A 23,747-nucleotide genomic window follows, 5' to 3' on the forward strand; every position below is an offset into this window, starting at 1 on the left:
AGGCGGGAGGGCGGATGGGTTCCCGGTCGCGGTCGGAGACGGACGGCGCGATGATGGCGGTCGCGATCGCCGAGGCGAGGAAGGGCCTCGACGACGGGGGCATCCCCATCGGGGCGGCGCTGGCCCTGGGGGAGGCGCTGGTGGCCTCGGGGCACAACGAGCGCGTCCAGCGGGGCGACCCGATCGCCCATGGTGAGATCGCGTGCCTGCGCAACGGCGGCCGCATCGCGTCGTACCGGGACATGACGCTGTACACGACGCTCTCGCCCTGCGAGATGTGCAGCGGCGCGGTGCTGCTCTTCCGCATCCCGCGGGTGGTGATCGGCGAGCGGGAGAGCTATTCGGGGGACGTGGACTTCCTCCGCTCGCGGGGTGTCGAGGTCGACGTGCTCGACGACGAGGTGTGCCGGGCCATGATGACGCGCTTCCAGCGGGAGAACCCCGGCGTGTGGAGCGAGGACATCGGCGGGCGTTGACGGGCCGTCAGGGCCCTACTCGAAGAGGGACGGGTCTCCGGTGCCCCGGCGGAGGATCACGGGCTCGCCCTGCGAACAGTCGACGACCGTCGTCGGGGTGGCGCCGCACTCGCCCGAGTCGATGACCGCGTCCACCACGTGGTCGAGCCGCTCCTTGATCTCCCAGCCCTGCGTCATGGGCTCGGCCTCGTCGGGCAGCAGCAGGGTGCTGGACAGCAGCGGTTCGCCGAGCTCGGCCAGCAGCGCCTGCGTGACGACGTGGTCGGGGATCCGCACGCCGACCGTCTTCTTCCGCGGATGCAGCAACCGCCGCGGCACCTCCTTGGTCGCGGGCAGGATGAACGTGTAACCGCCCGGAGTCGCCGCCTTGATCAGGCGGAACAGCGCATTGTTCACCAGAACGAACTGGCCGAACTGCGCGAAGTCCCTGCAGACCAGCGTGAAATGGTGCTCGCTGTCCAGGTCGCGGATCTCCCTGATCCGGTCGATGCCCTCCTTGTTGCCCAGCCGGCACCCGAGGGCGTAGCAGGAGTCCGTCGGGTACGCGATCAGCCCGTCCGCGTTGAGGGTGTCGACGACCTGGCTGATCAGGCGAGGCTGGGGATTGTCGGGATGCACGTCGAAGTATCTGGCCACACCTCGGATCTTAGAAGCGCGGCGGACCACATCCTGCCGCTGCGCGACGAGATGCCCGTCTTCGGCGTGCACTCCCTGCCGGTCGCCTGGTCCTGAGCGTCCCGGCCGCCGACCGGCCCCGCCGCCCGGCCACGTAGGGCGGGGTCATCCTCCTTGCGTGTAGATGGTCTTCCAGCGCGAGCACCTGCCGACGGGCCGCTTGGACGTGCCCCGGCACACCTGCGCCCAGATCTGCAGGACGCCCCCGACGCTCTTGCGGAACGAGCCGGTCCCGGCCGTGCAGTTGTAGACGCCGTGCGTACGTCGGCGCCCGTTGCTCGCGTTCTGGTACTTGATGAGGACCCACGAGCAGCCCTTGCCGTAGGTGTCGTCGAGGTAGCCGGTCACGACGAGCCCCGACTGGCCGACGACGACCTTGCCCCGGGCGGTCGCCATGCCGTCGGTGGAGTGGAGGGCGCCCCACTTCCAGCTGGTGGGGCCGGCCGAGGCGGGGGCGGGTTGCGCGGTGAGCACGACGCCGGCGGCACCCAGGCCGGCCAGGACGCGGGTCAGACGATGGTTCATCACCCGTCCAGGAGTACCGCCCGGAACTTGCGCCCGACTTGGAAGCGAGCTGTGCCCTCGCCGCGGACACCGAGCGCGTGTGCCGGCGCCGGCCGATGTGCCTGGCGCGGCACGTCGGCCCGCCGCCTCCGCGCGGGTCACGAGAGGCTGCAGTTGGCCACCGGCGTGAAGGGGTTGACCGGCGGGTCGGCCACGGCGTGGCTGTAGGCCGGATATTTCCACTGGCACAGCGCCGACGGGGTGACCTGGGTGTCGGTCCCCGTGCACTTCATGCCGGACCAGCCGCCGCTGAACGAGACCGTGTGCCCCAGCGACCTGCAGTATGCGCTGGCGTCGGTCCACGTGACCGTGCCCGTGGAGGGCTGGAGGGACGGCTTGGCGGAGGGCTCCTTGCCGGCCGTCGCCGTGCTGGAGGGCGACTGGCGGGTCGGCCGGGGCGTCGACTTGGGCGTCTTCGGCGCGGTGGTGGGGCTGCTGCCCGGTGTCGAGTCGCGGTCTCGCGTGGGGGTGGCCGTGGATCTCTGGGGCGCCTTGGTGGGGGACGCCGGGGCGAGGTCGGTCGCCTTGCCCGGCGTCTTCGTGACGAGCAGCTCGTACGTGCTGGGTGCGGTGGTGGACGGGGCGGCCGATGGCGGCGGGGCCGAGGTGGTCACCGCCGGGCCAGCCGCCACCTGCCGCTGGGCGGTGGCGGGCGACAGGGCGTAGACGCCGATGCCGACGCCGGCGGCGACGATCAGGGCCGCGGTCGCCGAGGCGACGGCGAACCCGCGGCGGCCGGAGGCCTTCGAGGCGGGGGAGTGCCCGGTGGGGCCGTGAGCTGCGGGCCCGGCGGGGTCAGGGCCGGCGGGGCCAGTGGAGCTGGAACCAGCGGCCCCGTCGGGGGTGCCCGTCGCGGCGTCCTGCCAGGTGGGGGACGGTAGTGTGCGCAGGCGCTCGACCAGCTGCGCGGCCGTGGGGCGCACGGCCGGGTCCTTGGCCAGACATTCCCGCAGCAGCAGCCCCAGCCGCTCCTCGAACGGGCTCAGGTCGGGCTCGCTCTGCAGGACCGAGTGCAGGGTGGCGGGGATGGTGTCCCCGGTGAACGCCAGCCGTCCCGTGGCCGCGTAGAACATGGTCGCGGCCCAGGCGAACAGGTCGGCGGCCGGCCCGACGTCGCCGCCCGCGATCTGCTCGGGCGCCATGTACGCGGGACTGCCGATCGGCTGGCTGGTGACGACCGACTGGCTCAGGTCAAGGGCCTTGGCGATGCCGAAGTCGATCACCACGGGCCCGTCGGGGCCGAGCAGCACGTTGCCCGGCTTGAAGTCCCGGTGCACCACGCCGGCCGCGTGGATGGCGGCCAGCGCCGTCGCGGTGTTGACTGCCAGCCGCTGCAGCGCCGCCGCGCCGCGCGGCCCGCTCTCCCGTACCGACTCCTGCAGGGAGGGCCCGTCCACGAACTCGCTGACGATGTACGGCCTGGCCCCCGCGAAGCCGGAGTCGAGCAGCTGCGCGGTGCAGAACGGCGCCACCCGCTTGGCCGTCTCCACCTCGCGCAGGAACCGCATCCGCGCGTCGCCGTCGGCGATCAGGTGCGGGTGCAGCAGCTTGACCGCGACACGGGCCCCGTCAGGGGCACGGCCGGGATCTTCGTGGGGGCCGTCGCCGGGGGCACGGCCCGCGTACACCACGCCTTGCCCGCCCGACCCGAGCCGCCCCTCCAGACGGTACGGCCCGACGGCGGTGGGGTCTTCCGGGAGCAGGGTCAGCGGTTCGGGCACCGGGCCTCCTCGGCGTCGTGCCCTGCGGCGTTCAGGACGCCGTCCTCGGGGCCGTGACCGGCCGGCCGGGCGGGAACTGGGGGACCGGCCCCTCGGCGGACGGGGTGAGCATGGGATGACCTTCCGTAAGTTACGGAGCCTAACTTAGAAGAATGATCAACCCTGGCGCAAGGAGCGGTCAGCCTTGCCCCTTGGACCCGCCCCGGAGCCGGCGCAGCCCGACGAAGCCGGCGGCGAGCCCGACGAGGAGGACGATGGGGCCGATGATCGCCCAGGTGGTGACGCCGCTCATCACGCTGCCGCCGACGATCCCCAGCCCTTGCAGCGTCCATATGAGGCCGGTCAGGACCAGCAGAACGCCGACCACGAGAAAGATCCATGTCTTTGCCATCAGAGGCTCCCAGATCGGGTGGTTTCTAGAGTGAGGTGCGGTTCAGCATGCGCCCGGAACACCCCCTTGATCAATCCCGCGGACCGGAACACCTCCCTCGACGAGAGGCGACGGTGGTTCGGGGCCGAGGTGGGCCAGGGCCTCCAGGCCCGCGCCGACCAGCCCGGCGTCCTCGCCGAGCGCGGCCGGGAGCAGCGGCGCGGCGGAGGGGCCCGGCAGGGCCTCGGCGCGGTAGGCGGCCGTCATGGGCTCCAGCAGCGCCGGTCCGAGCAGCGACACCCCGCCCGCGACGACGATCGCGTCGGGGGCGATCAGGTTGGCCGCGCCGGCGAGCACCCGGCCCATGAGCGCCGCCGCGTCGCTGATCACGTGGGAGCCGAGCCGGCCGATCTCGGCCAGCGGCAGCGCCTGCCCGGTCGCCGCCAGGTGGGCGCGCTCGATCGCCGGTCCGGAGGCGTGCGCCTCGATGTGGTCGAGCGCCCCGCACGAGCAGCGCGCGCCCGCGTCCGTCGGGGCGGGCAGGTGGCCGATGCCGCCCACGGTCCCCGTCGCTCCGGTCCGCACCCGGCCGCCGACGCAGATCGCCCCGCCGATGCCCGTGCCGATGGCGACGACCAGCGCCGTGCGCGCGCCGCGGGCCGCGCCGACCCGTGCCTCGGCGGCGCCGGCGGCATGGCAGTCGTTCAGCACGACCGTCGGGAGCCGCAACACGCGCTCGGCCTCGCCCTTGACGTCGGTGCCCGCCCAGCCGGTGAGCAGGTCGGTCGCGTACGCGATGCGCCCCAGCGGGCCGACGGTCCCGGCCGTGCCGATCCCGCAGGCCACCGCCCGGCTCGCCAGCGGCCGGGCGAGCTCGAAGACGGCACGGAGGATCGACGGGCCCGGGGGAGTGGCCGCTCTACGCCGCTCGGTGAGCGTGCCGTCCGGTGCCACGAGCCCGGCCGCGATCTTCGTACCGCCGATGTCGACGGCCAGCGCGAGCGGCGTCATCGCGGTGCGGCGGCGGCCAGCCGCCGGGTGATGGAGACGGGATCGGTGATCGCGCCGCCGACCACCACGGCCCACGCGCCCGCCGCGAACGCCTGCCGTACGTGGTCCTCGGTGCGGTAGCGGCCCTCGGCGATCACCCGCACCCCGCGCGCGGCGAGCGCGCCGACCAGGTGCAGGTCGGGGTCGTGCGGGGTGGGCAACTGGCGCGCGGTGTAGCCGGACAGCGTGGTGCCGACGAAGTCCGCGCCCGCCTCCCAGGCGGCCAGGCCCTCGTCGAGGGTCGAGACGTCCCCCATGACGGGCCGGCCCAGCTCGTGGATGTGCTCGATCAGCTTCAGCCCCGGCCTGGGGGCCTCCGGCGTGAGATCCACGGCGATCGCGTCCGCGCCGGCCTCGACCAGCCCCGCCGCCAGCTCCGGCGTGGGTGTGATCACGTCCCGGTGCCCATGGCTGACCTTGTGCAGGCCGATCACCGGCACGTCCGTACGGCGGCGCACGGCGGCGATGTCCTCGGCCGAGTTGACCCGCAGCCCGGCCGCCCCGCCGAGCACGGCGCACTCGGCCAGGCGGGCGATCACGTCCGGATCGCGTAACGGGTGCCCGCCCGGCGCCTGGCAGGAGACGATCAGGCCGCCGCGCAACTGCTTCATCGGAGTGCCCCCGTGGAGATGCCCCCGACGGCTATGGGCATGCCCTTTTTGGCAACGTCCACCTGATCCTCATCGTGAGTGCGGGGATGGATGTGACTGGTATAGGGCAAATCAGGAGTCGGGGTCAAGGTATTGGAGTACACCAATTCCGGGTTAGACTCCTGAGCCATGAAGACGGAACGCCCCCCGGCCAGGTCCGAGGAGCTCCGCCGGCACCTGGCGGATCTCCTGGTGGACGCGCTGTCCCCGCACGACCGGTTGCCCACCGAGCGCGGCCTGGCCGAGGAGTTCTCCGTGAGCAGGCTCACCGTGCGGCGGGTCATCGACCAGCTCGAGCGGGAGGGCCGGGTCTACCGGGTCCAGGGCTCCGGCACGTTCGTGAGCGAGCCGCGCGTCCGCAAGTCCGTCGAGCTGACGTCCTTCAGCGAGGACATGCGCTCGCGCGGGTTGCGTCCCGGCTCGCTCGAGGTCACCTGCGAGCGCATCCCGGCGGGCGCCGACATCGGCTACGCCTTGCAGGTCAGCCCGTCCTCGCAGGTCGTGCACATCCGCCGGATCCGCACCGCCGACGACGAGCCCATGTGCCTGGAGCACAGCTACCTGCCCGGCGAGCTCGTGCCCGACGACCTCGGGCCGGAGCTGCACGGCTCGCTGTACGAGGTGTTGTCGGCCCGCTACGGGCTAACCCTGCACCGGGCGGAGCAGACCATCAAGGCGACCGTACTCGACCCGGACGACGCGCGGGCCCTCGGCGCGCCGCCGTTCTCCCCGGCGTTCCTCGTGCGGCGCGTCGGCTTCGACGTCCGCGGCCGGGCCGTCGAGCGCGCCGACTCGCTCTACCGGGGAGATCGCTACTCCTACCGGCTCACCATCTACCGCGACCCCCAGTAGGCCCCACGCGGCACCGGGGCCGACGCGGTCGCTGCTCGCGAGAGGCGTGCGCCCATCCCGCATGGGTTCGCCCCGGACTGGACGATTCGCGACGTCAGGCTCCCCTGGAGCCGCGCCTTCACGCTGGAGCGGCGGACCGCTCGGTGCGATCGGGCAGGCCCAGCATCGGGCGGAGCAGGGCGGCCGTTCTCGCCTCGGTCACCGACGGACCGGCGGCGCGGGCGAGGTCGGTCACGATGTTCAGGGCCGCGTGCGTCCGGAAGCGGAGCTCGGCCGGCCCTTCCCCCGGACGCGACTCGGCCACCAGGCCGATCCAGGTGTCGACGTGCCGCCGCTGCGCGGCCCGCAGCCGCCGCAGGTCGGCCGGGGCCAGGTTCTCGCTCTCCGAGACGTAGACGGCCGCCAGGTCGGCCTGGTCGAACGTGATCTCGACATACGCGTCGATCAGCCGGCTCAGGGCCTGCGCCGGCGTGCTCGCGTCGGCCAGCGCCGCCGCCGTGGTGTGCTCCACGCGGCTGGTGGCCCGGTAGTAGGCGGCGGCCAGCAACTCGGCCTTGCTCGCGAAGTGCGTGTAGACGCTGGAGGCGTTGATCCCGGCGGCCTGCCCGATGTCGGAGATGCTCACCTGGTGGTAGCCGCGTTCGTGGAAGAGCCGGATCGCCTCGGCGAGCAGCCGCTCGCGGCGCGGCAGCAGATCGAGCCGGTCGGGCCGGCGACGCCCCGAGGACGTCCGCCGCGGCGGCGGCGCGGGCGGGTGCACGGCGATCACGGTGGTGACGCAGTCGAGGATCGTGCGTTCGGCCTTGCTCCTGGACAGGCTCGCGCGATGGGTGGACGGGCTCGCGATCGCGCTCAGCGCCGCGGAGACCAGTAACGCGGCGTCCTGCTCGCCGAGCCCGGGCCGCAGGTCCAGCAGCAGCTGGCGGAGCATGCGTACGGCGGCGTCGAACGGCACGGCCAGCTCCGCCCGTTGCCCGGCGTCGAGGCAGCGGCCCTCCCACTGGTAGAGCCGGGCCACGGTGCGCCTGTCGAGCGCGTAGCGCACCAGCGCCCGCAACGCGGCGGGCAGGCGGTCGGAGGGGACGGCCTCCCGCGCGCCGGCGTGCACGCACTCCGCGAAGCGGCTGCCCAGCTCCCGCACGGCCGCGGCGAGCACGGCCTGCTTGGTCGGGAAGTGCCGGTAGATCGCCGGGCCGGTGATGCCGACCGCCTGGGCGATGTCCTCGATGGCGACATTGTGGAAGCCGCGGGCGCAGAACAGCTCCGCGGCGACGAGGGCGATCGCCTCCTGGCGATCCTTCGACCGCCGGGGCGGGCTTGTCGGCATGCGCCGAGTGTAACGGTCGCCAGGTGACTCCGGAATCGTCATCTCATGCCGTGGCTATAACGGTGACTGCCTGGGGGAACAACAGAGTAAGTAAGTGGTCATTCGGATGTGTTGACAGTAGAACGATGTTCGGGTTCTGATGGATGCGCTCGGGGCCCGGCGGAGGGAGCGATGGATGATCACAGTGGAGGACGTGCGCGCCGCGGTGGGGGCGCACACCGTGCCAGGGCTGCTGCGGCGCAACGCCGGCCGGTACGGCCACCTGCCCGCCCTGACCGGACCCGACGGCCGCACCTGGACCTGGCGCGAGCTGTACGACGAGGTGCTGTCCGTGGCGGGCGGCCTGCGGGCGCTGGGCCTCCGGCGCGGCGAGCGGATGCTCATCGGCATGTCCAGCCGGCCGGAGCACTGGGTCGTCGACCTCGCCGCGGTCGAGCTGGGCGCGATCCCGTGCACGACGTACGCGACGTTGAGCCCCGAGCAGCTCCGGCAGGTCGCCCTGCACAGCGCGGCGACCGTGGTGGTGCTGGAGGGCCCCGCCGAGCTGGCGCGCTGGGCGGGCGCGCTGGCCGGGATGCCCGGGCTGAAGGGCGTCGTCGTGATCGACGACGCGGCCGGCGAGCACACGCGCTACGCCGACCTGCGGGCGGCGGGGCAGGTCGGGCCGGTCGCCGAGGCCGGCCAGGACGACCCCGTGACGTTGATCTACACCTCGGGCACGACCGGCGATCCGAAGGGCGTGGTGCTGTCGCACCGCAACGTGCTCTACCAGTGCGCGCTCCAGGAGCTGGTCCAGCCCGCCCCCGCACACCCCAGGACGGTCGCGTACCTGCCGCTCGCGCACATCGCCGAGCGGGTGCTCGGCATCTATCTGCCGCTCTACACCGCCGGCCATGTGACGATCTGCGCCGACCCGACCCGGCTGCTCGCCACGCTGACCAGGGTGCTGCCGCAGGCGTTCTTCGGCGTGCCACGGGTGTGGGAGAAGTTCGCGGCCGGGTTACAGCAGGTGCTGTCCGGTCTGGACGGTGACCGCCGTGCCGCCGTCGAGCGGGCGCGGGAGGTCGCGGCCGAGGCGTACCGCATCCGTGCCACCGGTGACCCGCTCCCGGCCGGGCTCGCCGAGGCGGTGGAGCGCGCGGACCGGACCGTGCTGCGCCCGCTGCGGGAGCGGATCGGGCTCGCCGAAGCCGCCCGGCTGGGCAGCGGCGCCGCGCCCGTCCCGGCCGCGGTGCTGGAGTTCTTCGGCAGCCTCGGTATGACGATCATGGAGGTCTGGGGCCTCAGCGAGACCACCGGCGCGGCCACCAGCACGTTCCCCGGCCACTACCGGGCCGGGACGGTCGGCCTGCCCATGCCGGGGATGGAGGTCCGGCTCGCCGGGGACGGCGAGATCCAGGTGCGCGGACCCTTGGTGTTCCAGGGTTACCTCCAGCCGGACGGTGGGGTCCGGGCGGTCGTGGACGCGGACGGGTGGCTGCCGACCGGCGACATCGGCAGGTTCGACGACGACGGGCTGCTGCGGATCGTCGACCGCAAGAAGGAAATGATCATCACCTCGAGCGGCAAGAACGTCGCACCCAGCGCGGTCGAGTCGCTGCTGCGGGCGCACCCGCTGATCGGCTACGCGGTCGTGGTGGGTGACCGCCGCCCGTACCTGACGGCGCTGCTGGTGCTGGACGAGGAGGTCGCGCCCGCCTGGGCCGCGGCCCAGGGCCTGGCCGCGGTGGAGCTGAAGGAGCTGGCGGCGGAGCCACGCGTGCGCGCCGAGCTGGCCGCGGCCGTCCAGCGGGCCAACGAGGCGTTGTCGCGGCCGGAGCAGGTGAAGGCGTTCCGCGTGCTCGACCACGCCTGGAGCCCGGCGAGCGGGGAGCTCACCCCGTCGCTGAAGCTGCGGCGGCGCGTGATCGAGCGACGCTACGCCGGGGTGACCGAGGAACTCTACGCGGAAGGTACGTCTTCGTGACCTTGACCGATGAGCGGCGCGACTTCGTGGCCGCGATCGAGGACTTCTGCCGGCGCGAGGCGGGCACGCGCGAGCAGTGGCTCAAGCTGACCGACGGGGGCGTCGAGCCGCACAACGCCGAGCTGTACCGGAAGATGGCCGAGCTCGGCTGGCTCGGGGTCGCCGTGCCGGAGGCGTACGGCGGCGCCGGTCAGAGCATGGTCGACCTGATCCTGTTCCTGGAGACGACCTCCTACTGGCAGGTGCCGATCGGCGGGTTCGCCACGTCCGCGATCACCGCCGCCTCCTACGAGAAGTTCGGCAGCGAGGAGCAGAAACGCCGCGTGCTCGGCGACTTCCTGAGCGGCAGGGTGCTGGCGGTGTCGATGTCCGAGCCCGGTGCCGGCTCGGACGTCGCCGCGCTGACCTGCAAGGCCGAGCGGCGGGACGGCGGGTGGCTGATCAACGGCCAGAAGACCTGGTGCTCCAATGCGCACATCGCCGACCACATCCTGCTCGTCGCCCGCACGTCCCAGTCCGATGACCGGCACGACGGGCTCACCATGTTCTCGGTGCCGGCCGGGATCGACGGGCTCGTGGTGCGCGGCATCGAGACGATGGGCGGCCGCGAGGTCAACGACCTGTACTTCACCGACTGCTTCCTGCCCGGCGACGCGGTGGTCGGGCAGGTCGACCGGGCCTGGCGCCAGCTGATGGCGGGGCTGAACCTGGAGCGGATGATCCTCGCCGGTCTGATGCTCGGCACCGCGCGCAGGGCGTTCGACGACACGGTGTCGTACGTACGGGAGCGCCGGCAGTTCGGCCGCCCGGTCGGCAGCTTCCAGGCGCTGCGGCACCGCCTCGCCGACCACGCCACGGAGCTGGAGTGCACCCGGCTGCTGGTGCACGACGTGGCGCGGCGGATCGAGGCGGACCCGGCCCGGCAGCTGCCGCGCGAGGCGTCGATGGCCAAGCTGAAGGCGACCGAGTTCGCCAAGGCCATGGCGCTGGACGGCATGCAGATGATGGGCGGCTACGGCTACGCGACGGAGTACGGCATGGAACGCCTGCTGCGCTCCACGGTGGTGTCCACCGTGTACGGCGGCACGAGCGAGATCCAGCGCGACATCATCGGCAGGTCCTACGGACTCTGACCGCGCCGGCTCGCCGGGACGGGTGGGGTCGGGCGCACCTACTGTCTTGACGTGCCCGGGATCGGTGGACCAGCATCACCGCAACCGGACCGGCAGCGGACGTCCCGCGCGGCACGACTCCGCTTCACCCGCTGTTCTCCTTCGGGTGCGAGGGTGACGCCGCGCGGCGTCGGCATCGGGGCCGGTACCGGCATCCGGGCCGGTACCGGCAACCGGCACGGCGTCGGCATCGGCATCGGCGTCGGCATCGGCAAGAGAAGGTGATCGCGTGTCCCAGCCCGGTACGGCCCCCGCCCCGGCGCGGACCCCCGCGTGGCGCTACGCCATCGGAATGTTCGGCACCTCCATCCCGATCAACATGATCAAGGGATCGATGATCCTCTACTACGTCGACATTCTCGGGCTCGACGTGCGCGCCTACGGCGCGGTCATGGTGATCTACGCGGTCATCGACGCGATCGACAACCCGGTGCTCGGCCACCTCTCCGACCGCACCCGGACCCGGTTCGGCCGGCGCCGGCCGTGGCTGATCGTCGGCGCGCCGTTGCTCGCGGCCTGCATGATCGCGTTCTTCTCCGCGCCGGCCACCCTGGAGGGCCTCGGCCTCGTGCTCTGGTTCGCGGTGTTCGCGATCCTGTGCGAGGCCTTCGACTCGATGCTCAACGCGAACTACGGCGCGCTGCTCCCCGAGCTGTTCCCGCGCGAGCGCGACCGCGCCGTGGCCAACAGCCTGCGCCAGGGATTCCAGCTGGTGGCGCTGGTGATCTCGCTCGCGGTCACCCCGCTGCTCACGACGAGCGTGTTCGGCACCGAGAACTCCACCCAGGGCTTCCAGACCACCGCGATCATCTATGGCGCGATCGCGCTCGTCGTGATCGTGTTCATGGCGCTCGGCGCCCGGGAGAGCCCCCGCTACTCCACGCGCGAGCGGCCGCTGCTGCTGCCAAGCCTGTGGTCGATCGTGCGCAACCCGATGTTCTGGACGGTCGGCCTCACCGGCGCCTGCTACGGCATAGCCATGGCGCTGGTGCTCTCGGGCATCCAGCTGTACGTCCGCTACTCGCTCGGCCTCCCGGTCGGGGACGCGCTCTACCTGCAGGGGATCGTCATCCTCGTCTCGGCGGGCGGCCTCGCGGTGTGGACGCGCGTCGTCGCCCGCCGTGGCGCCCTGTGGACCTGGCGGCTGGCCTTCGCGGTCCTCGCGATCAGTTTCGCGGGCCTGTTCCTCGCCACCGACCTCGTCACCGCCATCGCCGCCGGCGTGCTCGTCGGGGTCGGGTGGTCGGGGATGCTCGCGACGAACGACCTCATCGTCGCCCGTGTGCTGGACGCCGACGCCGCGCGCAACGGGGAGCACCGCGAAGGGCTCTTCCTGTCCGCGTTCGGCTTCTTCGGCCGGCTCAACGGGATCGTGACCGGGCTCGCGCTCACGTCGCTGGGCGTGTTCTTCGGCTACAACTCGGGGGCCGACCCCGGCGCCGATCCCGGGCTGGCGTTCCGGGTGTACCTGTGCGCGTACCCGTTCGTGCTGACCACGATCGGCGCGATCGCGGCGCGGCTCATCTCGGTCCCGATCGAGACGCCGCCCGAGGCGGCCGAGCCGGTCGAGCCGGTCGAACCGCCGCCCCCGGGCCCCGCTGACGCGCCCACCGCGGAGCGTCCCCGATGACCCGGCGCGTCGTGATCACGGCGGACGATCTCGGCCGGGAGCCCGGTTCGTCGGAGGTCATCGCCGACCTGCTCGCAGAGGGGCACGTCTCCGCGACGACGCTCATCTGCGTCTCGCCGGTCGCGGAGCGGGCCGCGAAGCGGGTCTGGGAGCTCGGCGTCGTGCCGCGGGTGCACGTGACGCTCACGAGCGAGCGCGGGATCCCGCGCTGGCGGCCCCTCGACGGCGCGGCGAGCCTCGTCGATCAGGACGGGACGCTCAGCGACGACCCGCTGGTCCTCGGGGCCCGCGGCGAGGCCCGCGACGTCATCCGGGAGGCGGACGCGCAGCTGCACTGGATGCGCGACCGGGGCCCCGTGCCCGTGGCGGCCGACTCCCATGCCGGCACCCTCTACGGCCTGCACGGCAGGTCGTGGCTGGCCGAGGCGCTGCAGTGGTGCGCGCGCCACGGCCTGGCCTTCCGGCTGCCCCGCGACCCGGAGCCGTACTTCGGCGGTCCGCTCCCGCCGCCGCTCGCGGCGGCGCACGAGCGCGCCGTCGCGCTCGCCGACGCGCTGGGCGTGTCCATCCCGCAGACGATCGCGACCAACCGGCGCACGGCACGCGAGCTCGGTACGTACGAGCGACTCCGGGACGACTACCTCCGCCGGCTCGCGGCCCTCCCGGAGGGTACGAGCGAGCTGTTCCTGCACCCGTCCCGCGAGGACGCGGTCGCGGGACCGGACGGCATCGTACGGACCTGGGAGACGCGCCTGCTGCGCGACCCGGTGTGGCACGCCGCCCTGCAGAGCGAGGGCGTCGAGGTCGTGGGAGGCTGGTGGGCCTCCTGACCCATGAGCCGGCGGCCCCGCGGCCGTACCGAGACAGGCAACCGGGCGAAGCCGAGCGTTCCGCGATCCACGAGCGGTGGGTCGTGGAACGCCACCGGCGTACCGAGGATCCCGGCTATCAGGAGGAGTGGTACTCCGAGCAGTGCGGTGGCTGCCGGTTCTGGTTGCCGCTGGCCGGGGAGATGGGCAGGGACTACGGCGCGTGCGCGAATCCGGCGGCACCCTTCGACGGGCGCGTCCGTTTCGAGCATGACGGGTGTGCGGCGTTCCAGGAGTCGGGAGCCTGGTCCACGCCGGCGGAGCAGGAGGCTCATCGGCGGTGGACGCTGTACCTCCGGGCCCTGGACAGCATGAACGAGCGCGGTCTGGCGCTGCTGCGCGACGCACTCGCCGACGAGCCCGATCGGGAGCTGGCTCTGGCCGTGATCCTGCGGGCGCTGGAGGCGGTGGGCGCGGGTGAGCGGCGGGAGTGGGCCGGGCTCGTACCACCGGGGCGGGACCGGGAGCTCGCCGAGGCCCGCGTGAGAGATCTCGAGCTCCTGGCGGCCGGGCCGGCCGGCGTTCCGGGCGAGTGGTCGGACTGGACGCAGCGACGTCTGGCGGCGACGAGTTCGGACCTCGCGCTGCTGGGCCTGCTCGCCCAGGCGGGGCGTACGAAACGGATCAGGCGGATGGCCACGGAGCGCAGGCAGGCGATGGGCGGTTCGTGAGCGCGGGTTACGGCCCGGCCCGGGATCCGGCGATTCTGGGCCGGGGCCCGCCCGGCGATCAGTCGGTCATGCCGCTGAACGTGCCGGCCTCGTAGGAGCCGCCCGCCTTGCGCGCGATCACGCCGAGCCGGTTGGCCGCGTTGATCTGGGCGACCAGGCAGACCAGCGCGACGACCTGCTCGCCGTCGTAGTGCTCGCGCACCCGGGCCCAGGTCTCGTCGGACACGCCGTGGTGGGCGTCGGAGAGCCGGGTGCCCTCCTCGGCGAGCGCCGGCGCGGCCCGGCGGTGCGTGTCGAGAACGGCCTCATCACCGGGCTCTACGCCGTACGCAACCCCGAGGAGCTGTCCCACCTGCGGCGGGAGACCGCCCTGACCCGCTGACCCCGAGACCACCGGAATCCGGTGGCCAGGGGTTGGACGCGGGACGCGACCTCAGTGCACGGGCCCCTGGAGCTCGCCGGTCTGGGCCGCGCGGGCCGGCAGGAGCAGGGCGGTGATGACCACGGCCACGGACAGCACCGCGCCGATGATGAAGGCCAGCCGCATGCCGTCGAGGTTGGCGAGCGCCTCGGTGACCCCTTCGGCCTTCAGGGCGTCGGCTCGCGCGCTCATCACCGTGACCACGAGCGCGGTGCCGAAGGCCGCGGCGACCTGCTGCAGCGTGCTCAGGATCGAGCTGCCGTGGGAGTAGAGCCGCGGGGGGACGGCCCCGAGCCCGAGGGTGAACACCGGGGTGAAGGTGCCGGCCAGGCTCACCATCAGCAGCGCGTGCAGGCCGAGGATCTGCCAGTAGGGCATGGTCATCGAGACCTGGGTGAAGCCGGCGAGCGCGAGCATGATGCCGATCGCGCCCGGGATGACCAGCACCCGGCCGCCGAACTTGTCGAACAGGCGGCCGACGGTCGGGCCGAGCAATCCCATCGCCAGGCCGCCCGGCATCACGAGGAGCCCGGTCTCCAGAGCGCTGAGCCCGCGGACGCTCTGCAGGTAGAGCGGCAGCAGGATCATCGAGCCGAGCATCGCCATGAAGGCCACCGACATCATGATCAGCGCGACCGTGTAGGTGCGGTGGAGCAGGGTGCGCAGGTCCAGCAGCGGCACGCCGCGCTTCTGCAGCGACAGCTGGCGCAGGACGAAGACGGCGATGGTGACCACCCCGGCCGCCACGATCGCGGCGGCGACGCGGACGTCGCCGCCCTCGAACCGGCTGAGCCCGTAGATCAGGCCGCCGAAGCCGGCCGCGGCGGTCGCCACGCTGAACCAGTCGATGCTGCTGAACTTGGGCTCGCCGACGTTCTCGAGCCGCTTCAGGCTGCTCCAGGTGATCAGGGCGGCGATGGGGAGCACCACGGCGAACAGCAGGCGCCAGGACCCGAACTGGAGGATCACCCCTGAGACCGTCGGGCCCATCGCCGGCGCGACCGAGATGGCCAGGGTGACGTTGCCCATCACCCGGCCCCGGTCCTGCTCGGGCACCACCTGCATCAGCGTGGTCATCAGCAGCGGCATCATCACGGCCGTCCCGGACGCCTGGATGATGCGGGCGCCCAGCAGCACCTCGAACGACGGCGCGACGATGGCCAGCGCCGTGCCGAGCAGGAACAGGCCCATCGCCGTGGTGTAGGCCCGGCGGGTGGACACCCGCTGCAGGAACCACCCGGTGATCGGGATGACCGCGGCCATGGTCAGCATGAACGCGGTCGACAGCCACTGCGCGGTCTGCTCGGTGATGTGCAGCGCCACCATCAACCGGGGGATCGCGTTGATCATGATCGTCTCGTTGAGGATCACCACGAACGTGGCGAGCACCAGCAGCCGGATCACGGCCGGTGTGCGGCCCGCGGCGGCTGCCGCGGGCTTGGCTAGTGAGTCGAGCTGTGGGCTGGACACGGCACCTCTATCGGGGTCGTCGGGCGAAAGGCGGTCATGGCTGGCACCCCAGCCCTCGGTCTCACAGGAAGTCGTCGTCATGCACAGACTGACCGGCGCCACCGACAAAACTCATCGTCTCCGCCCAACATTGCGGCAAGAGGTGCGAAATGTCACCAGGTTTCCCCTGGCAGTGAACGGCGATCCCCGGATCGGGCGCCCTCAGCTCGCCGCCCGCTTCAGGAGGGCGCCGATCATCGCCTCGCTGTCGGGGGTCAGCGCCGTCAGCGCGAAGGCGGTCGGCCACATGGCGCCGTCGTCGAGGGACGCGGGGTCGTTGAAGCCGAGGGTCGCGTACCTCGCCTTGAACTTCGCCGCGCTCTGGAAGAAGCAGACCACCTTGCCGTCCTTGGCGTAGGCGGGCATCCCGTACCAGAGCTTCGGCGACAGGCCCGGCGCGGCGGCCTTGACGATGGCATGGATCCGCTCCGCGAGGACGCGGTCCGCGTCCGCCATCTCGGCGATCTTCGCGAGCACGTCGCGCTCCGCGTCCGCGGCGGACGCGCGGGAGCCGCGGCGCGCGGCCGTCTTCAGCTCCTGGGCGTGCTCCTTCATCGCGGCCCGCTCGTCGTCGGTGAACCCGTCGAACGTCTTGCCGGCGGCGGTGGTCGTCCTGGTGGACTTGCGCGTTTCGTTCATGGTGAGATCTCCTTGTCCGCGAATTCTTGGTAGGGACGAGCGGTTGCGGTCAGCCCCACGTGCCGGCGATCTGCCGGGTGGTGGCGTTGAGCCGGTTGAACAGGTTGGTGACGCCGATCATCAGGATGATCGCGGCCAGCTGCTTCTCGTCGAAGTAGGTGGCGGCCCGGTCCCAGACCTCGTCGCTCACCGCGTCCGCCCGGTCGGCGAGCCGGGTCGCGGCCTCGGCCAGCGCGAGCGCCGCCCGCTCCTCGTCGGTGAAGTACGGGGCCTCCCGCCAGGCGACGACCGTGGCCAGCCGCTCGTCGCTCACGCCGGCCTTGCGGGCGGTCTTGGTGCCCGCGTCGACACAGGAGGTGCAGCCGTTGATCTGGCTGACCCGCAGGTGCACCAGCTCCAGCGTCTGACCGTCCACCCCACCGGCGTGCACGGCCTTGAACAGCTCCTGGATGGGCTGCATCGCGTCGGGCAGGACGAAGGCCGGGTTCTGCATACGGGACTGCATCGTGGTGCTCCTCTTCCGAATCGCCGCCCCGTCCCTCGGGGCGTGACTCCATCACAGCCGGACGGGCTTGCCATGACGACGGCGGTGGGACAGCGTGGGACAGTTGGAACGGCGTTGGCCTGCAGCGATTTGTCCCGATAGGTTTCTTCCGCGATGGGACAGAAAGGCAGGACCCCGGTGGTGGTGCAACAGCGGACGGCCAAGGCGGACCCCCAGGACGAGCTGGCCGCCAGGCTGCGCCTGCTCCAGGAGCTGTCCGGGCGCGGCGTGCGCGCCCTCGCGCGGGACACGGGCCTCAGCTCGTCGTCGCTGTCGCGCTACCTCAGCGGCCAGTCGGTGCCGCCCTGGCCCGTGGTGATCGAGCTCTGCCGCCTGGTCAAGCGCGACCCCCGCCCGCTGCGCCCCCTGTGGGCCCGGGCGACGAACCCCCTGCCCGCGCCCCCGAAGGCGAGCCGCCAGGTCCAGCCCCCGTCGCCGCCCGCCGGCGCCCCGCTCCCGCCCCGCAACGACCTGCCGCGCGACGTGCCCGACTTCACCGGGCGCGCGGCCCAGCTCGCCGCCGTCCTCGACGCGGTGGGCAGCAGCCGGGTGGTCGCCGTCGACGGCATGGCGGGTGTCGGCAAGACCTGCCTGGCGGTGCACGCCGCGCACCGGCTGGCTGCCGAATACCCGGACGCCCAGCTCTATCTGGACCTGCACGGGTTCACCGAGGGACGCGAGCCGCTCGATCCCGACCCCGCGCTGCGGGCACTGCTCGCCGCGCTCGACGTCCCGTCGGAGAAGATCCCGCAGGAGGGCGGTGTCGAGCCGCTGGCCGCCTGCTGGCGGTCGGAGCTGGCCGGCCGGCGGGCCGTCGTGGTCCTCGACAATGCCGCCGGCGCCGACCAGGTCCGCCCGCTGCTGCCCGGCGCGGGCTCCTCCGTCGCCCTGATCACCAGCCGCAACCGGTTGCTGGGCCTGGAGGAGGTGCCTCCGGTGTCACTGGACGTGCTGACCCCGGAGGAGAGCGCGGAGCTGCTGGCCCGCGCCAGCGGCGACCCCAGCGGTCCGGACGGCCGGCTGGCCCGCGACCCGCAGGCCGCGGCCGAGGTGTTGCGGTTGTGCGGTCACCTGCCGCTGGCGCTGCGCCTGGCAGGGGCCCGGCTGCGGCACCGGCCGGGCTGGACCGTGGGCATCCTGGCCGAGCGGATCGCGGAGGGGGCCGGCGAGCTCGACAGCGCGCTCGCCATGTCCGTACGCCAGCTCGACCGGGCCGAGCGCCGGATGTTCCGGTTGCTGGGCCTGCTGTCCGGGTCGTCCTTCGACGAGTACGTGGCGGCGGCGCTGGCGGACGTGCCGCTGCGCGGCGCCCGGACGATGCTGGAGGACCTGCTCGACGCCCACCTCGTCCAGCAGCCGTCGGCCGGCCGCTACACGCTGCACGACCTGGTGCACCAGTACGCGCACCGGGCCGCCGCGGAGCAGGACTCCGCGGAGGAGCGGGCGCAGGCGCTGGGCCGGGTGCTCGACTACTACGTGCACGCGGCGGCCGCCGCCGACGCCGCGATGCCGTACGTGTCGGGCAGCCGCGCGCCCTCCGCGGGCCGGCCCCCGGCCGAGCTGCCCCGGTTCACCGACAAGCACGCGGCACTCGGCTGGTTCGCCACGGAGTACACGAACCTGATGGGCGCCTTCGAGCTGGCCGTCGCCACCGGAGCCGACGCGCACGCGTGCGAGCTGCCGCGCTTCATGCGGGCGTTCTTCGCGCGGCGCTGCGGCACGACGCACCTCAACGTCCTCTTCGAACGATCGCTGGTGGCCGCGCAGCGGCTGGGCGATTCGTGGCAACTGGCCGAGGCGCACAGCGACCTGGGCTTCGCCCGCTACAACGCGGGCCGGATGGCGGAGGCCGGCGCCGCGTACGAGGCGGCGGCACCGCTGGTCTCCCAGGCCGGGGACACCCGCTCCGAGGCGGATCTGATCATGCGGCGCGGCCACCTGAGATGGGACGAGGGCGACGTCGAGGAGCCGTTCGAGCTCTTCCGGCGGGCGGGCGAGCTGTACGCCGCCGCCGGCTGCCCGCAGGGCGCGGCCCACGCGACCGCGGACGAGGCCTGGGCGATGCTGCAGCTGGGACGGCACGAGGAGGCGGCCCGGCTGGCCCGCGAGGTGCTGGACGTGGCGCACGCCGACCCCGCCTGGCCGGCCGCGCTGACGGCCCGGATCACCCTCGGCATGGCCATCGTCCACGAGCAGCCCGACGAGGCCGCGCAGCACCTGCGCCATGCCCTGGAGCTCGCCCGCGAGGACGGCCACAAGCACAACGAGGCGTGGTGCCTCAACTGCCTGGGCGTCGCCCTGCGCGAGACGGGCCGCCACGAGGAGGCACTGGCCAGCCACCGGCAGGCGTTCGCCCTCCTGGACGAGCTGTTCGAGGAACACTGGAAGATCCACTTCCTGCACGCCTACGGCGAGACCTGCCGGCTGGCCGGCCTGCCCGACGAGGCCCTGCGCCTGCACCGTCAGGCGCTCGAGCTGGCCCCGAAGCTGGGCTACCGGCACAAGGAGGCGCTGGCCCACGAGGGGATCGCCGCCGTGCTCGACGAGACGGACCCGGCCGCCGCCGCCGACCACCGGGCCGCGGCACAGGCCATCCGCCAGGACCTCGCACCGGCCTGACGCCGGACCAGCCTGACGCCGGACCGGCCGTCCAGCCCCTAGAAGGCGGTGAACGTCCGGGGCTCCCCGCTCAGCCGCGCGCTCTCCTGCCGCGCGACGGCCGGGGACACCTTCGGCGGCGTCCGCCGGAGCTCCGCCTCCAGCTCGGCCAGCACCGTCTCGGCCTGCTGCTTGAGCCGCTTCCTGTAATGACTCAGGTCCTCCCCGAACCTCCTGGCGACGGGCCCGATCCACACGGTGTCGCCGGAGAAGAGGGCGAACGGCTCGTCCAGCGCCGCCCCGAGCCTGGCGACGTGCTGCTCCACCTTGGCCAGCGCCTGCCGCAGCGCCTCGTAGCGGGGATTGTCCACCGGCATCTCGGTCATCGCAGCCAACCCATCTCGACGTTACGGGTACGCCTGAGGTGGGGTGGAGGAGTATGGGAGCGGCTGGCCCGACGTTCGGAACGGAGACGATGCCGATGACACCGGTGTGGCGTGGTGCGACTGCCGTGGCGCTGCTCGCTGTCCTGGCCGGCTGCTCGACGCCCGACCCCGGCCCGACGGTGGAACAGGCCGGTCAGACCCTTGAGCGGCACATCACCGAGATGATGGAGCAGACGGGTCCGGAGGAGATCGTGGTCACCGATCCGGGCGGCAAGGACGTGCCCTGCGGGACGGATGGGATCAAGCGTACGTACGCCGTGAGGACCACGTACAACAGAACGGACGACAACCTCATCGCCGAAATGGCCGGAAGGCTCGGCACGAGGTGGGGCTACGAGGTGCATGACCCCTACAAGCCGGGTGTGCCCAGGACGACGCTGAAGCTCGCCTCGTCCCGCACCAGCATCACCCTGGAGACGCCCAGCGACCACGAAGCCATGGCCGCGGGCGAGACGGATTGCATCTCGCGCGGGTAGCTCACGCCTGATCACCCTTCAGTCTCCTCCCTTCAGAACCGTCTTCAGATCGGGATCGATCGTGGCGAGGTACTTCTCCACGTTGTCCTGATCTCCGGAGAACCTCCCGGACGCCGCAGCGGCCACCGTTCCCAGCATCCGGCGGTCGGCCTCGCCGTCGACACTGCCGTTCTCCTTCAACCAGGTCAGGAAGGCCCTGGTCGCCTGCGGGTCCGCACTGATCTCCGAGTACGGCCGTAGCCGTCCCTGCTCATCCACGATGAGCGGGTCGGTCGGTGGTTTGAACCCGACAGGAGGATCCTTCGAGGTGTAGCCGTGCGCTATGAGGCCGGAGGCGATGTCATGAAGGACCCTGCGCGAGTGCTCCAGCTCTTTGTTGTTGACGTCCGGCATCCGGAGGTCCGGCTCCATCGCGGCTGCGATGCCGTCCTTGAGCCCCCAGCTGAGGAACATCCAGCCCGCCGCCGCGGGTAGCCCGCCGGCGGTGGGAAGGAACAACATCCCCGCGTCCATCCCCTTGTCCAGGACCTGGCCGAAGCGTTCGACGTCCTCCTTGTCCTTGAGGTCCGCGGTGCCCCGGACGGCCTTCATCGCGGCGAACTGGATACCCGCGACCGTGCCCAGCCGGGCGAAGACCTGCTCGACCGCCGTCTGCTGCTGCCGCCGATCCGGAGGAGGGAAGGCCAGCAGATGCCGGTCCGCTCGCACGCCCTGCTCGAAGAGCCGCTGTGTGAGAGCCGCCATGCTCTTGTTGAACGGCTCCATGTGGGCATCGGTGTCCGTGAAGGTCTTCATGAACCGATAGCTGTCCGTCAGGGACAGGCGGAACATCGGGGTCGTCCCGACGAGCTTGTCGTCGAAGCCGCCCAACCGGCTCGGCAGCACCGAGTCGGGATCCAGAAGTATCGCGCTCGCGGCGAACTCCGTGGCGTACGCGCCGGCGATCTCGGCGAAGTGTTTCCGCATCGCGTCGTGCTTCAGCAGTCCCGGCCCCTGCGTGATCACCTGGAACGCGAACCTGGCCGCGTTCTCGCTGTGCGCCCCGTCCTTCTCGTCGTACACGCCCGACGCCGCCGCCAGCATGCGGCCGAACGCGTCGCTGGCGGCCGGGTCGCGCGACACGTGCGTGCTCAGCCGCGCGAGATCCGGCACCGAGGCCCGGGCCGCCGTGGGGTTGCGGGACAGGGCGCTGAGGAAGCGGCCGGTGGTGTCCACGCGGCCGGTCGGGGTGGGCTGCAGGTGGCGGCGGGCCACGGCGGTGAGCCACTGCGTGGGGAAGGCGCCTTCGCTGACGAGCCAGGACAGCGAGTCGGCGTCGATGCCCTCCCCGCCCCGCTCGATGTCGCTCATGATCTTGGGGAAGCGCGGGTCGGGAGGGGCGGCGGTGGTGGCGGCGGCGAACAGGCGGCTGAAGTCGCCGAGGATCTTCTTCTCCTCGGGTCCCACGGGGATGCCGGTCGCGGCCGGCCCGAACAGGTCGAGGATGTTCTTGGGCAGGGCCACGGTTCCCGCTGTCCCGAGCTCGCCGAAGAAGGCCGCGGCGAAGTCGGGGTCGTCCTTGTGTGCCAGCACCCGCTCCATCAGCTCCTTGAAGCGCTGGGCGGCGTCGTTCGGCCGCGGGCTGCTCATGCCGCGTTCGGCCTCCAGGGCGTACTGCCGGAAGAGCGCGCCCATGGCCGCGCCTTCGCGCCGGGACTGCTCCGGCGTGGCGAACGGCATCGCGGCCTCGTCGTACGTCACGATGCCCGGCGCCCAGCCGGGGACGCGCCTGCGGATGACGGCGTTGCGCGCCCGTAACGCCGGCACCTGCCCCCGGACCCAGCCTTCGATCTCCACGAACGGGGTCAACGTCAGCGTGCCCGCGCCCACGCGCGTCAGCTCCGCCCTGATCGCCTGGGTCTGTTCGGCGACGATCCCGCAGGCTCGGTCCATGGCGGTGACGAACGTGTCCATGCGATCAGGGTCGATCCCGGCCAGGTCGGGATGCCAGGGAACCGTCGGATGGGCCACGCGTCGCTCCTCCCTCGACCCTGGACGGTGGCCTGGGCCGGGCCGTACGACTACGTGGCACCAACCCTCCCACAGGTGAGCCGGCGACACTCGCCTTATAACCTTTCGGGCACGACGCAGAGGGAGCCGCGCGAGTGGCGCTCATGGGCCCCTCGGGTTCCGGCAAGACCACGTTGCTGACCACGCTGGCCGCGGCGGCCGTGTCGGAGCCGCTGTCGCGCGGGATCCGCGTGGAGCGGCTGCGCGACGCGCCCGCCCGACCGCTCACGGCCCCAAGGTCCCCGAGCACGTCAGCGCCTGCTATCTCTCCTGATGATGGGCTTTGCTGGGATTGCACGTTTCCGCTGAACGGCCGCCCCCATTGACTGGTGAGTGAACAGCCGGCGCATTGTGCGCCGTCTGTCACCGTGAGGCGGTCGCGATGCCCCTGGACGCGGAGGGAACGAAAGTAGCGGCGCGGGCGGGCCTGAACGGTCAGGCACCGCGCTGTGATCACATGAACGCGCTTCCGGTCGCGGAATCCGCGAAACGCGAATGCCAGGCGTGCCCGGTCGCCGACCATGCCTGGACGCGGTTGCTGGTGTGCCTGAGCTGCGGCTGGGTGGCCTGTTCCGATGACGCGCGGGGTGGCGGCCACGCCCGCGCCCACTACGAGGAGACCGACCACCCCGTGGTCGCATCCCTGGAGCCGGGGTCGACCTGGCGCTATTGCTACGTGCACCGACGAAACGTATGAAACGAGACGAAAGAGACTTCATGGCTATCACCGAACCAGCGGTGGAGCGCCGTCAGGACTACGACGGCTCCGCACCGTTCCCCGGAGCGGAAGAGCACGATCCCGCTTCCCGACCACAGGTGGCGCTGACGGCCGCGATCGTCGTGCTGCCGTTCGTCGCCCTCGGCCTGGTGATCGTCCTGGCGTGGGGGCGGGGAGTCGCGCTCACCGATCTGCTCGTGGCCGCGATCCTGTACGTGGTGACCGGCCTGGGGGTGACGGTCGGGTTCCATCGGCTGCTCACCCATGCCTCCTTCACCGCGCGGCCGTGGTTGCGCGTGACGCTGGCGGTCGCCGGGTCGATGGGCTTCCAGGGGAACGTGATCGACTGGGTGG

Annotated in this window: 24 protein-coding genes and 1 pseudogene; 12 read left to right on the top strand and 13 right to left on the bottom strand. The window is 72.3% G+C overall.

The annotated features are described in order from the left end of the window. Positions 1-14: 14 nt before the first annotated feature. Positions 15-476 (top strand): nucleoside deaminase, encoded by a 462-nt coding sequence (locus ACTWPW_RS47465; RefSeq protein ID WP_375114303.1) that lies wholly within the window; start codon positions 15-17, stop codon positions 474-476. A 15-nt stretch (positions 477-491) separates the two neighbouring features. Here ACTWPW_RS47465 and ACTWPW_RS47470 read toward each other — a convergent pair whose 3' ends face one another. The 6 genes from ACTWPW_RS47470 to ACTWPW_RS47495 all read right to left on the bottom strand — a co-directional run bounded on the left by ACTWPW_RS47470 (position 492) and on the right by ACTWPW_RS47495 (position 5,467). Beyond that, positions 492-1,112 carry an L-threonylcarbamoyladenylate synthase gene (locus tag ACTWPW_RS47470; RefSeq protein WP_443172636.1) on the bottom strand — a complete coding sequence of 207 codons (621 nt, stop codon included), beginning with the start codon at positions 1,110-1,112 and terminating at the stop codon, positions 492-494. A 144-nt stretch (positions 1,113-1,256) separates the two neighbouring features. Beyond that, positions 1,257-1,676, bottom strand: coding sequence for a hypothetical protein (locus ACTWPW_RS47475; RefSeq protein ID WP_375114301.1), 420 nt, complete (start codon positions 1,674-1,676; stop codon positions 1,257-1,259). A gap of 137 nt (positions 1,677-1,813) precedes the next feature. Beyond that, a complete protein-coding gene (locus ACTWPW_RS47480; RefSeq protein WP_443172637.1) occupies positions 1,814-3,436 on the bottom strand; it encodes a protein kinase domain-containing protein in 1,623 nt (540 codons plus the stop codon). Positions 3,437-3,614: 178 nt separating this feature from the next. Continuing rightward, on the bottom strand, positions 3,615-3,827 hold the full coding sequence (locus ACTWPW_RS47485; RefSeq protein ID WP_364131978.1) for a hypothetical protein: 213 nt from the start codon (positions 3,825-3,827) through the stop codon (positions 3,615-3,617). 42 nt (positions 3,828-3,869) lie between these two features. Further along, complete coding sequence (locus ACTWPW_RS47490; protein ID WP_443172638.1) at positions 3,870-4,817, bottom strand: ROK family protein; 948 nt, start codon at positions 4,815-4,817, stop codon at positions 3,870-3,872. Further along, entirely contained in the window at positions 4,814-5,467 is a 654-nt protein-coding gene (locus ACTWPW_RS47495) for an N-acetylmannosamine-6-phosphate 2-epimerase (protein WP_443172639.1), read from the bottom strand. Before ACTWPW_RS47495 ends, ACTWPW_RS47490 begins: the two co-directional genes overlap by 4 nt. A gap of 168 nt (positions 5,468-5,635) precedes the next feature. On the opposite strand from ACTWPW_RS47495, the gene ACTWPW_RS47500 reads away from it, so the two are divergent. Then, positions 5,636-6,358: a GntR family transcriptional regulator gene (locus ACTWPW_RS47500; protein WP_375114297.1), complete on the top strand. Its 723-nt coding sequence runs from the start codon at positions 5,636-5,638 to the stop codon at positions 6,356-6,358. 118 nt (positions 6,359-6,476) lie between these two features. Here ACTWPW_RS47500 and ACTWPW_RS47505 read toward each other — a convergent pair whose 3' ends face one another. Then, positions 6,477-7,685 carry a TetR/AcrR family transcriptional regulator gene (locus ACTWPW_RS47505; protein WP_443172640.1) on the bottom strand — a complete coding sequence of 403 codons (1,209 nt, stop codon included), beginning with the start codon at positions 7,683-7,685 and terminating at the stop codon, positions 6,477-6,479. 175 nt (positions 7,686-7,860) lie between these two features. On the opposite strand from ACTWPW_RS47505, the gene ACTWPW_RS47510 reads away from it, so the two are divergent. The 5 genes from ACTWPW_RS47510 to ACTWPW_RS47530 all read left to right on the top strand — a co-directional run bounded on the left by ACTWPW_RS47510 (position 7,861) and on the right by ACTWPW_RS47530 (position 13,993). After that, positions 7,861-9,651, top strand: a complete 1,791-nt coding sequence (locus ACTWPW_RS47510; RefSeq protein WP_443172641.1) for an AMP-dependent synthetase/ligase — start codon at positions 7,861-7,863, stop codon at positions 9,649-9,651. Next, on the top strand, positions 9,648-10,784 hold the full coding sequence (locus ACTWPW_RS47515) for an acyl-CoA dehydrogenase family protein (RefSeq protein WP_375114294.1): 1,137 nt from the start codon (positions 9,648-9,650) through the stop codon (positions 10,782-10,784). The genes ACTWPW_RS47510 and ACTWPW_RS47515 overlap by 4 nt, the downstream gene beginning before the upstream one ends. A gap of 268 nt (positions 10,785-11,052) precedes the next feature. Continuing rightward, positions 11,053-12,453, top strand: a complete 1,401-nt coding sequence (locus ACTWPW_RS47520) for an MFS transporter (RefSeq protein ID WP_375114292.1) — start codon at positions 11,053-11,055, stop codon at positions 12,451-12,453. Next, positions 12,450-13,283, top strand: a complete 834-nt coding sequence (locus tag ACTWPW_RS47525; RefSeq protein WP_443172642.1) for a carbohydrate deacetylase — start codon at positions 12,450-12,452, stop codon at positions 13,281-13,283. The genes ACTWPW_RS47520 and ACTWPW_RS47525 overlap by 4 nt, the downstream gene beginning before the upstream one ends. Beyond that, positions 13,271-13,993: a DUF3027 domain-containing protein gene (locus tag ACTWPW_RS47530; protein WP_443172643.1), complete on the top strand. Its 723-nt coding sequence runs from the start codon at positions 13,271-13,273 to the stop codon at positions 13,991-13,993. The genes ACTWPW_RS47525 and ACTWPW_RS47530 overlap by 13 nt, the downstream gene beginning before the upstream one ends. A 58-nt stretch (positions 13,994-14,051) precedes the next feature. On the opposite strand, the gene ACTWPW_RS47535 is transcribed toward ACTWPW_RS47530, so the two are convergent. Then, positions 14,052-14,219 (bottom strand): hypothetical protein, encoded by a 168-nt coding sequence (locus ACTWPW_RS47535; protein WP_443172644.1) that lies wholly within the window; start codon positions 14,217-14,219, stop codon positions 14,052-14,054. A gap of 3 nt (positions 14,220-14,222) precedes the next feature. On the opposite strand from ACTWPW_RS47535, the gene ACTWPW_RS47540 reads away from it, so the two are divergent. Next, positions 14,223-14,375 (top strand): hypothetical protein, encoded by a 153-nt coding sequence (locus tag ACTWPW_RS47540; RefSeq protein WP_443172645.1) that lies wholly within the window; start codon positions 14,223-14,225, stop codon positions 14,373-14,375. A gap of 51 nt (positions 14,376-14,426) precedes the next feature. Here ACTWPW_RS47540 and ACTWPW_RS47545 read toward each other — a convergent pair whose 3' ends face one another. The 3 genes from ACTWPW_RS47545 to ACTWPW_RS47555 form a co-directional block, all read right to left on the bottom strand. Next, on the bottom strand, positions 14,427-15,884 hold the full coding sequence (locus ACTWPW_RS47545; RefSeq protein WP_443172646.1) for an MDR family MFS transporter: 1,458 nt from the start codon (positions 15,882-15,884) through the stop codon (positions 14,427-14,429). Between the two features lie 201 nt (positions 15,885-16,085). Continuing rightward, the gene (locus tag ACTWPW_RS47550) at positions 16,086-16,562 is read right to left on the bottom strand and encodes an iron chaperone (protein WP_443172647.1); all 477 of its coding nucleotides are present in this window, start codon (positions 16,560-16,562) and stop codon (positions 16,086-16,088) included. Positions 16,563-16,611: 49 nt separating this feature from the next. After that, complete coding sequence (locus ACTWPW_RS47555; RefSeq protein ID WP_443172648.1) at positions 16,612-17,067, bottom strand: carboxymuconolactone decarboxylase family protein; 456 nt, start codon at positions 17,065-17,067, stop codon at positions 16,612-16,614. A 153-nt stretch (positions 17,068-17,220) separates the two neighbouring features. Between ACTWPW_RS47555 and ACTWPW_RS47560 the strand changes: the two genes are divergently transcribed. After that, a complete protein-coding gene (locus ACTWPW_RS47560) occupies positions 17,221-19,725 on the top strand; it encodes an ATP-binding protein (protein ID WP_443172649.1) in 2,505 nt (834 codons plus the stop codon). Positions 19,726-19,763: 38 nt separating this feature from the next. Here the strand turns inward: ACTWPW_RS47560 and ACTWPW_RS47565 are convergent, their stop codons facing one another. Continuing rightward, positions 19,764-20,090, bottom strand: a complete 327-nt coding sequence (locus tag ACTWPW_RS47565; protein ID WP_443172650.1) for a hypothetical protein — start codon at positions 20,088-20,090, stop codon at positions 19,764-19,766. A 125-nt stretch (positions 20,091-20,215) separates the two neighbouring features. Here ACTWPW_RS47565 and ACTWPW_RS47570 point away from each other — a divergent pair, with 125 nt between their 5' ends. Further along, positions 20,216-20,626 carry a hypothetical protein gene (locus ACTWPW_RS47570; protein WP_443172651.1) on the top strand — a complete coding sequence of 137 codons (411 nt, stop codon included), beginning with the start codon at positions 20,216-20,218 and terminating at the stop codon, positions 20,624-20,626. 18 nt (positions 20,627-20,644) lie between these two features. On the opposite strand, the gene ACTWPW_RS47575 is transcribed toward ACTWPW_RS47570, so the two are convergent. Continuing rightward, complete coding sequence (locus ACTWPW_RS47575) at positions 20,645-22,636, bottom strand: hypothetical protein (protein ID WP_443172652.1); 1,992 nt, start codon at positions 22,634-22,636, stop codon at positions 20,645-20,647. 496 nt (positions 22,637-23,132) lie between these two features. On the opposite strand from ACTWPW_RS47575, the gene ACTWPW_RS47580 reads away from it, so the two are divergent. Next, positions 23,133-23,372 (top strand): UBP-type zinc finger domain-containing protein, encoded by a 240-nt coding sequence (locus ACTWPW_RS47580; protein WP_443172654.1) that lies wholly within the window; start codon positions 23,133-23,135, stop codon positions 23,370-23,372. Positions 23,373-23,392: 20 nt separating this feature from the next. Continuing rightward, positions 23,393-23,747, top strand: a pseudogene (locus ACTWPW_RS47585) (acyl-CoA desaturase); the annotation flags it as partial.

This window comes from Nonomuraea sp. KM90, from assembly GCF_052246675.1.
GTDB lineage: Bacteria > Actinomycetota > Actinomycetes > Streptosporangiales > Streptosporangiaceae > Nonomuraea.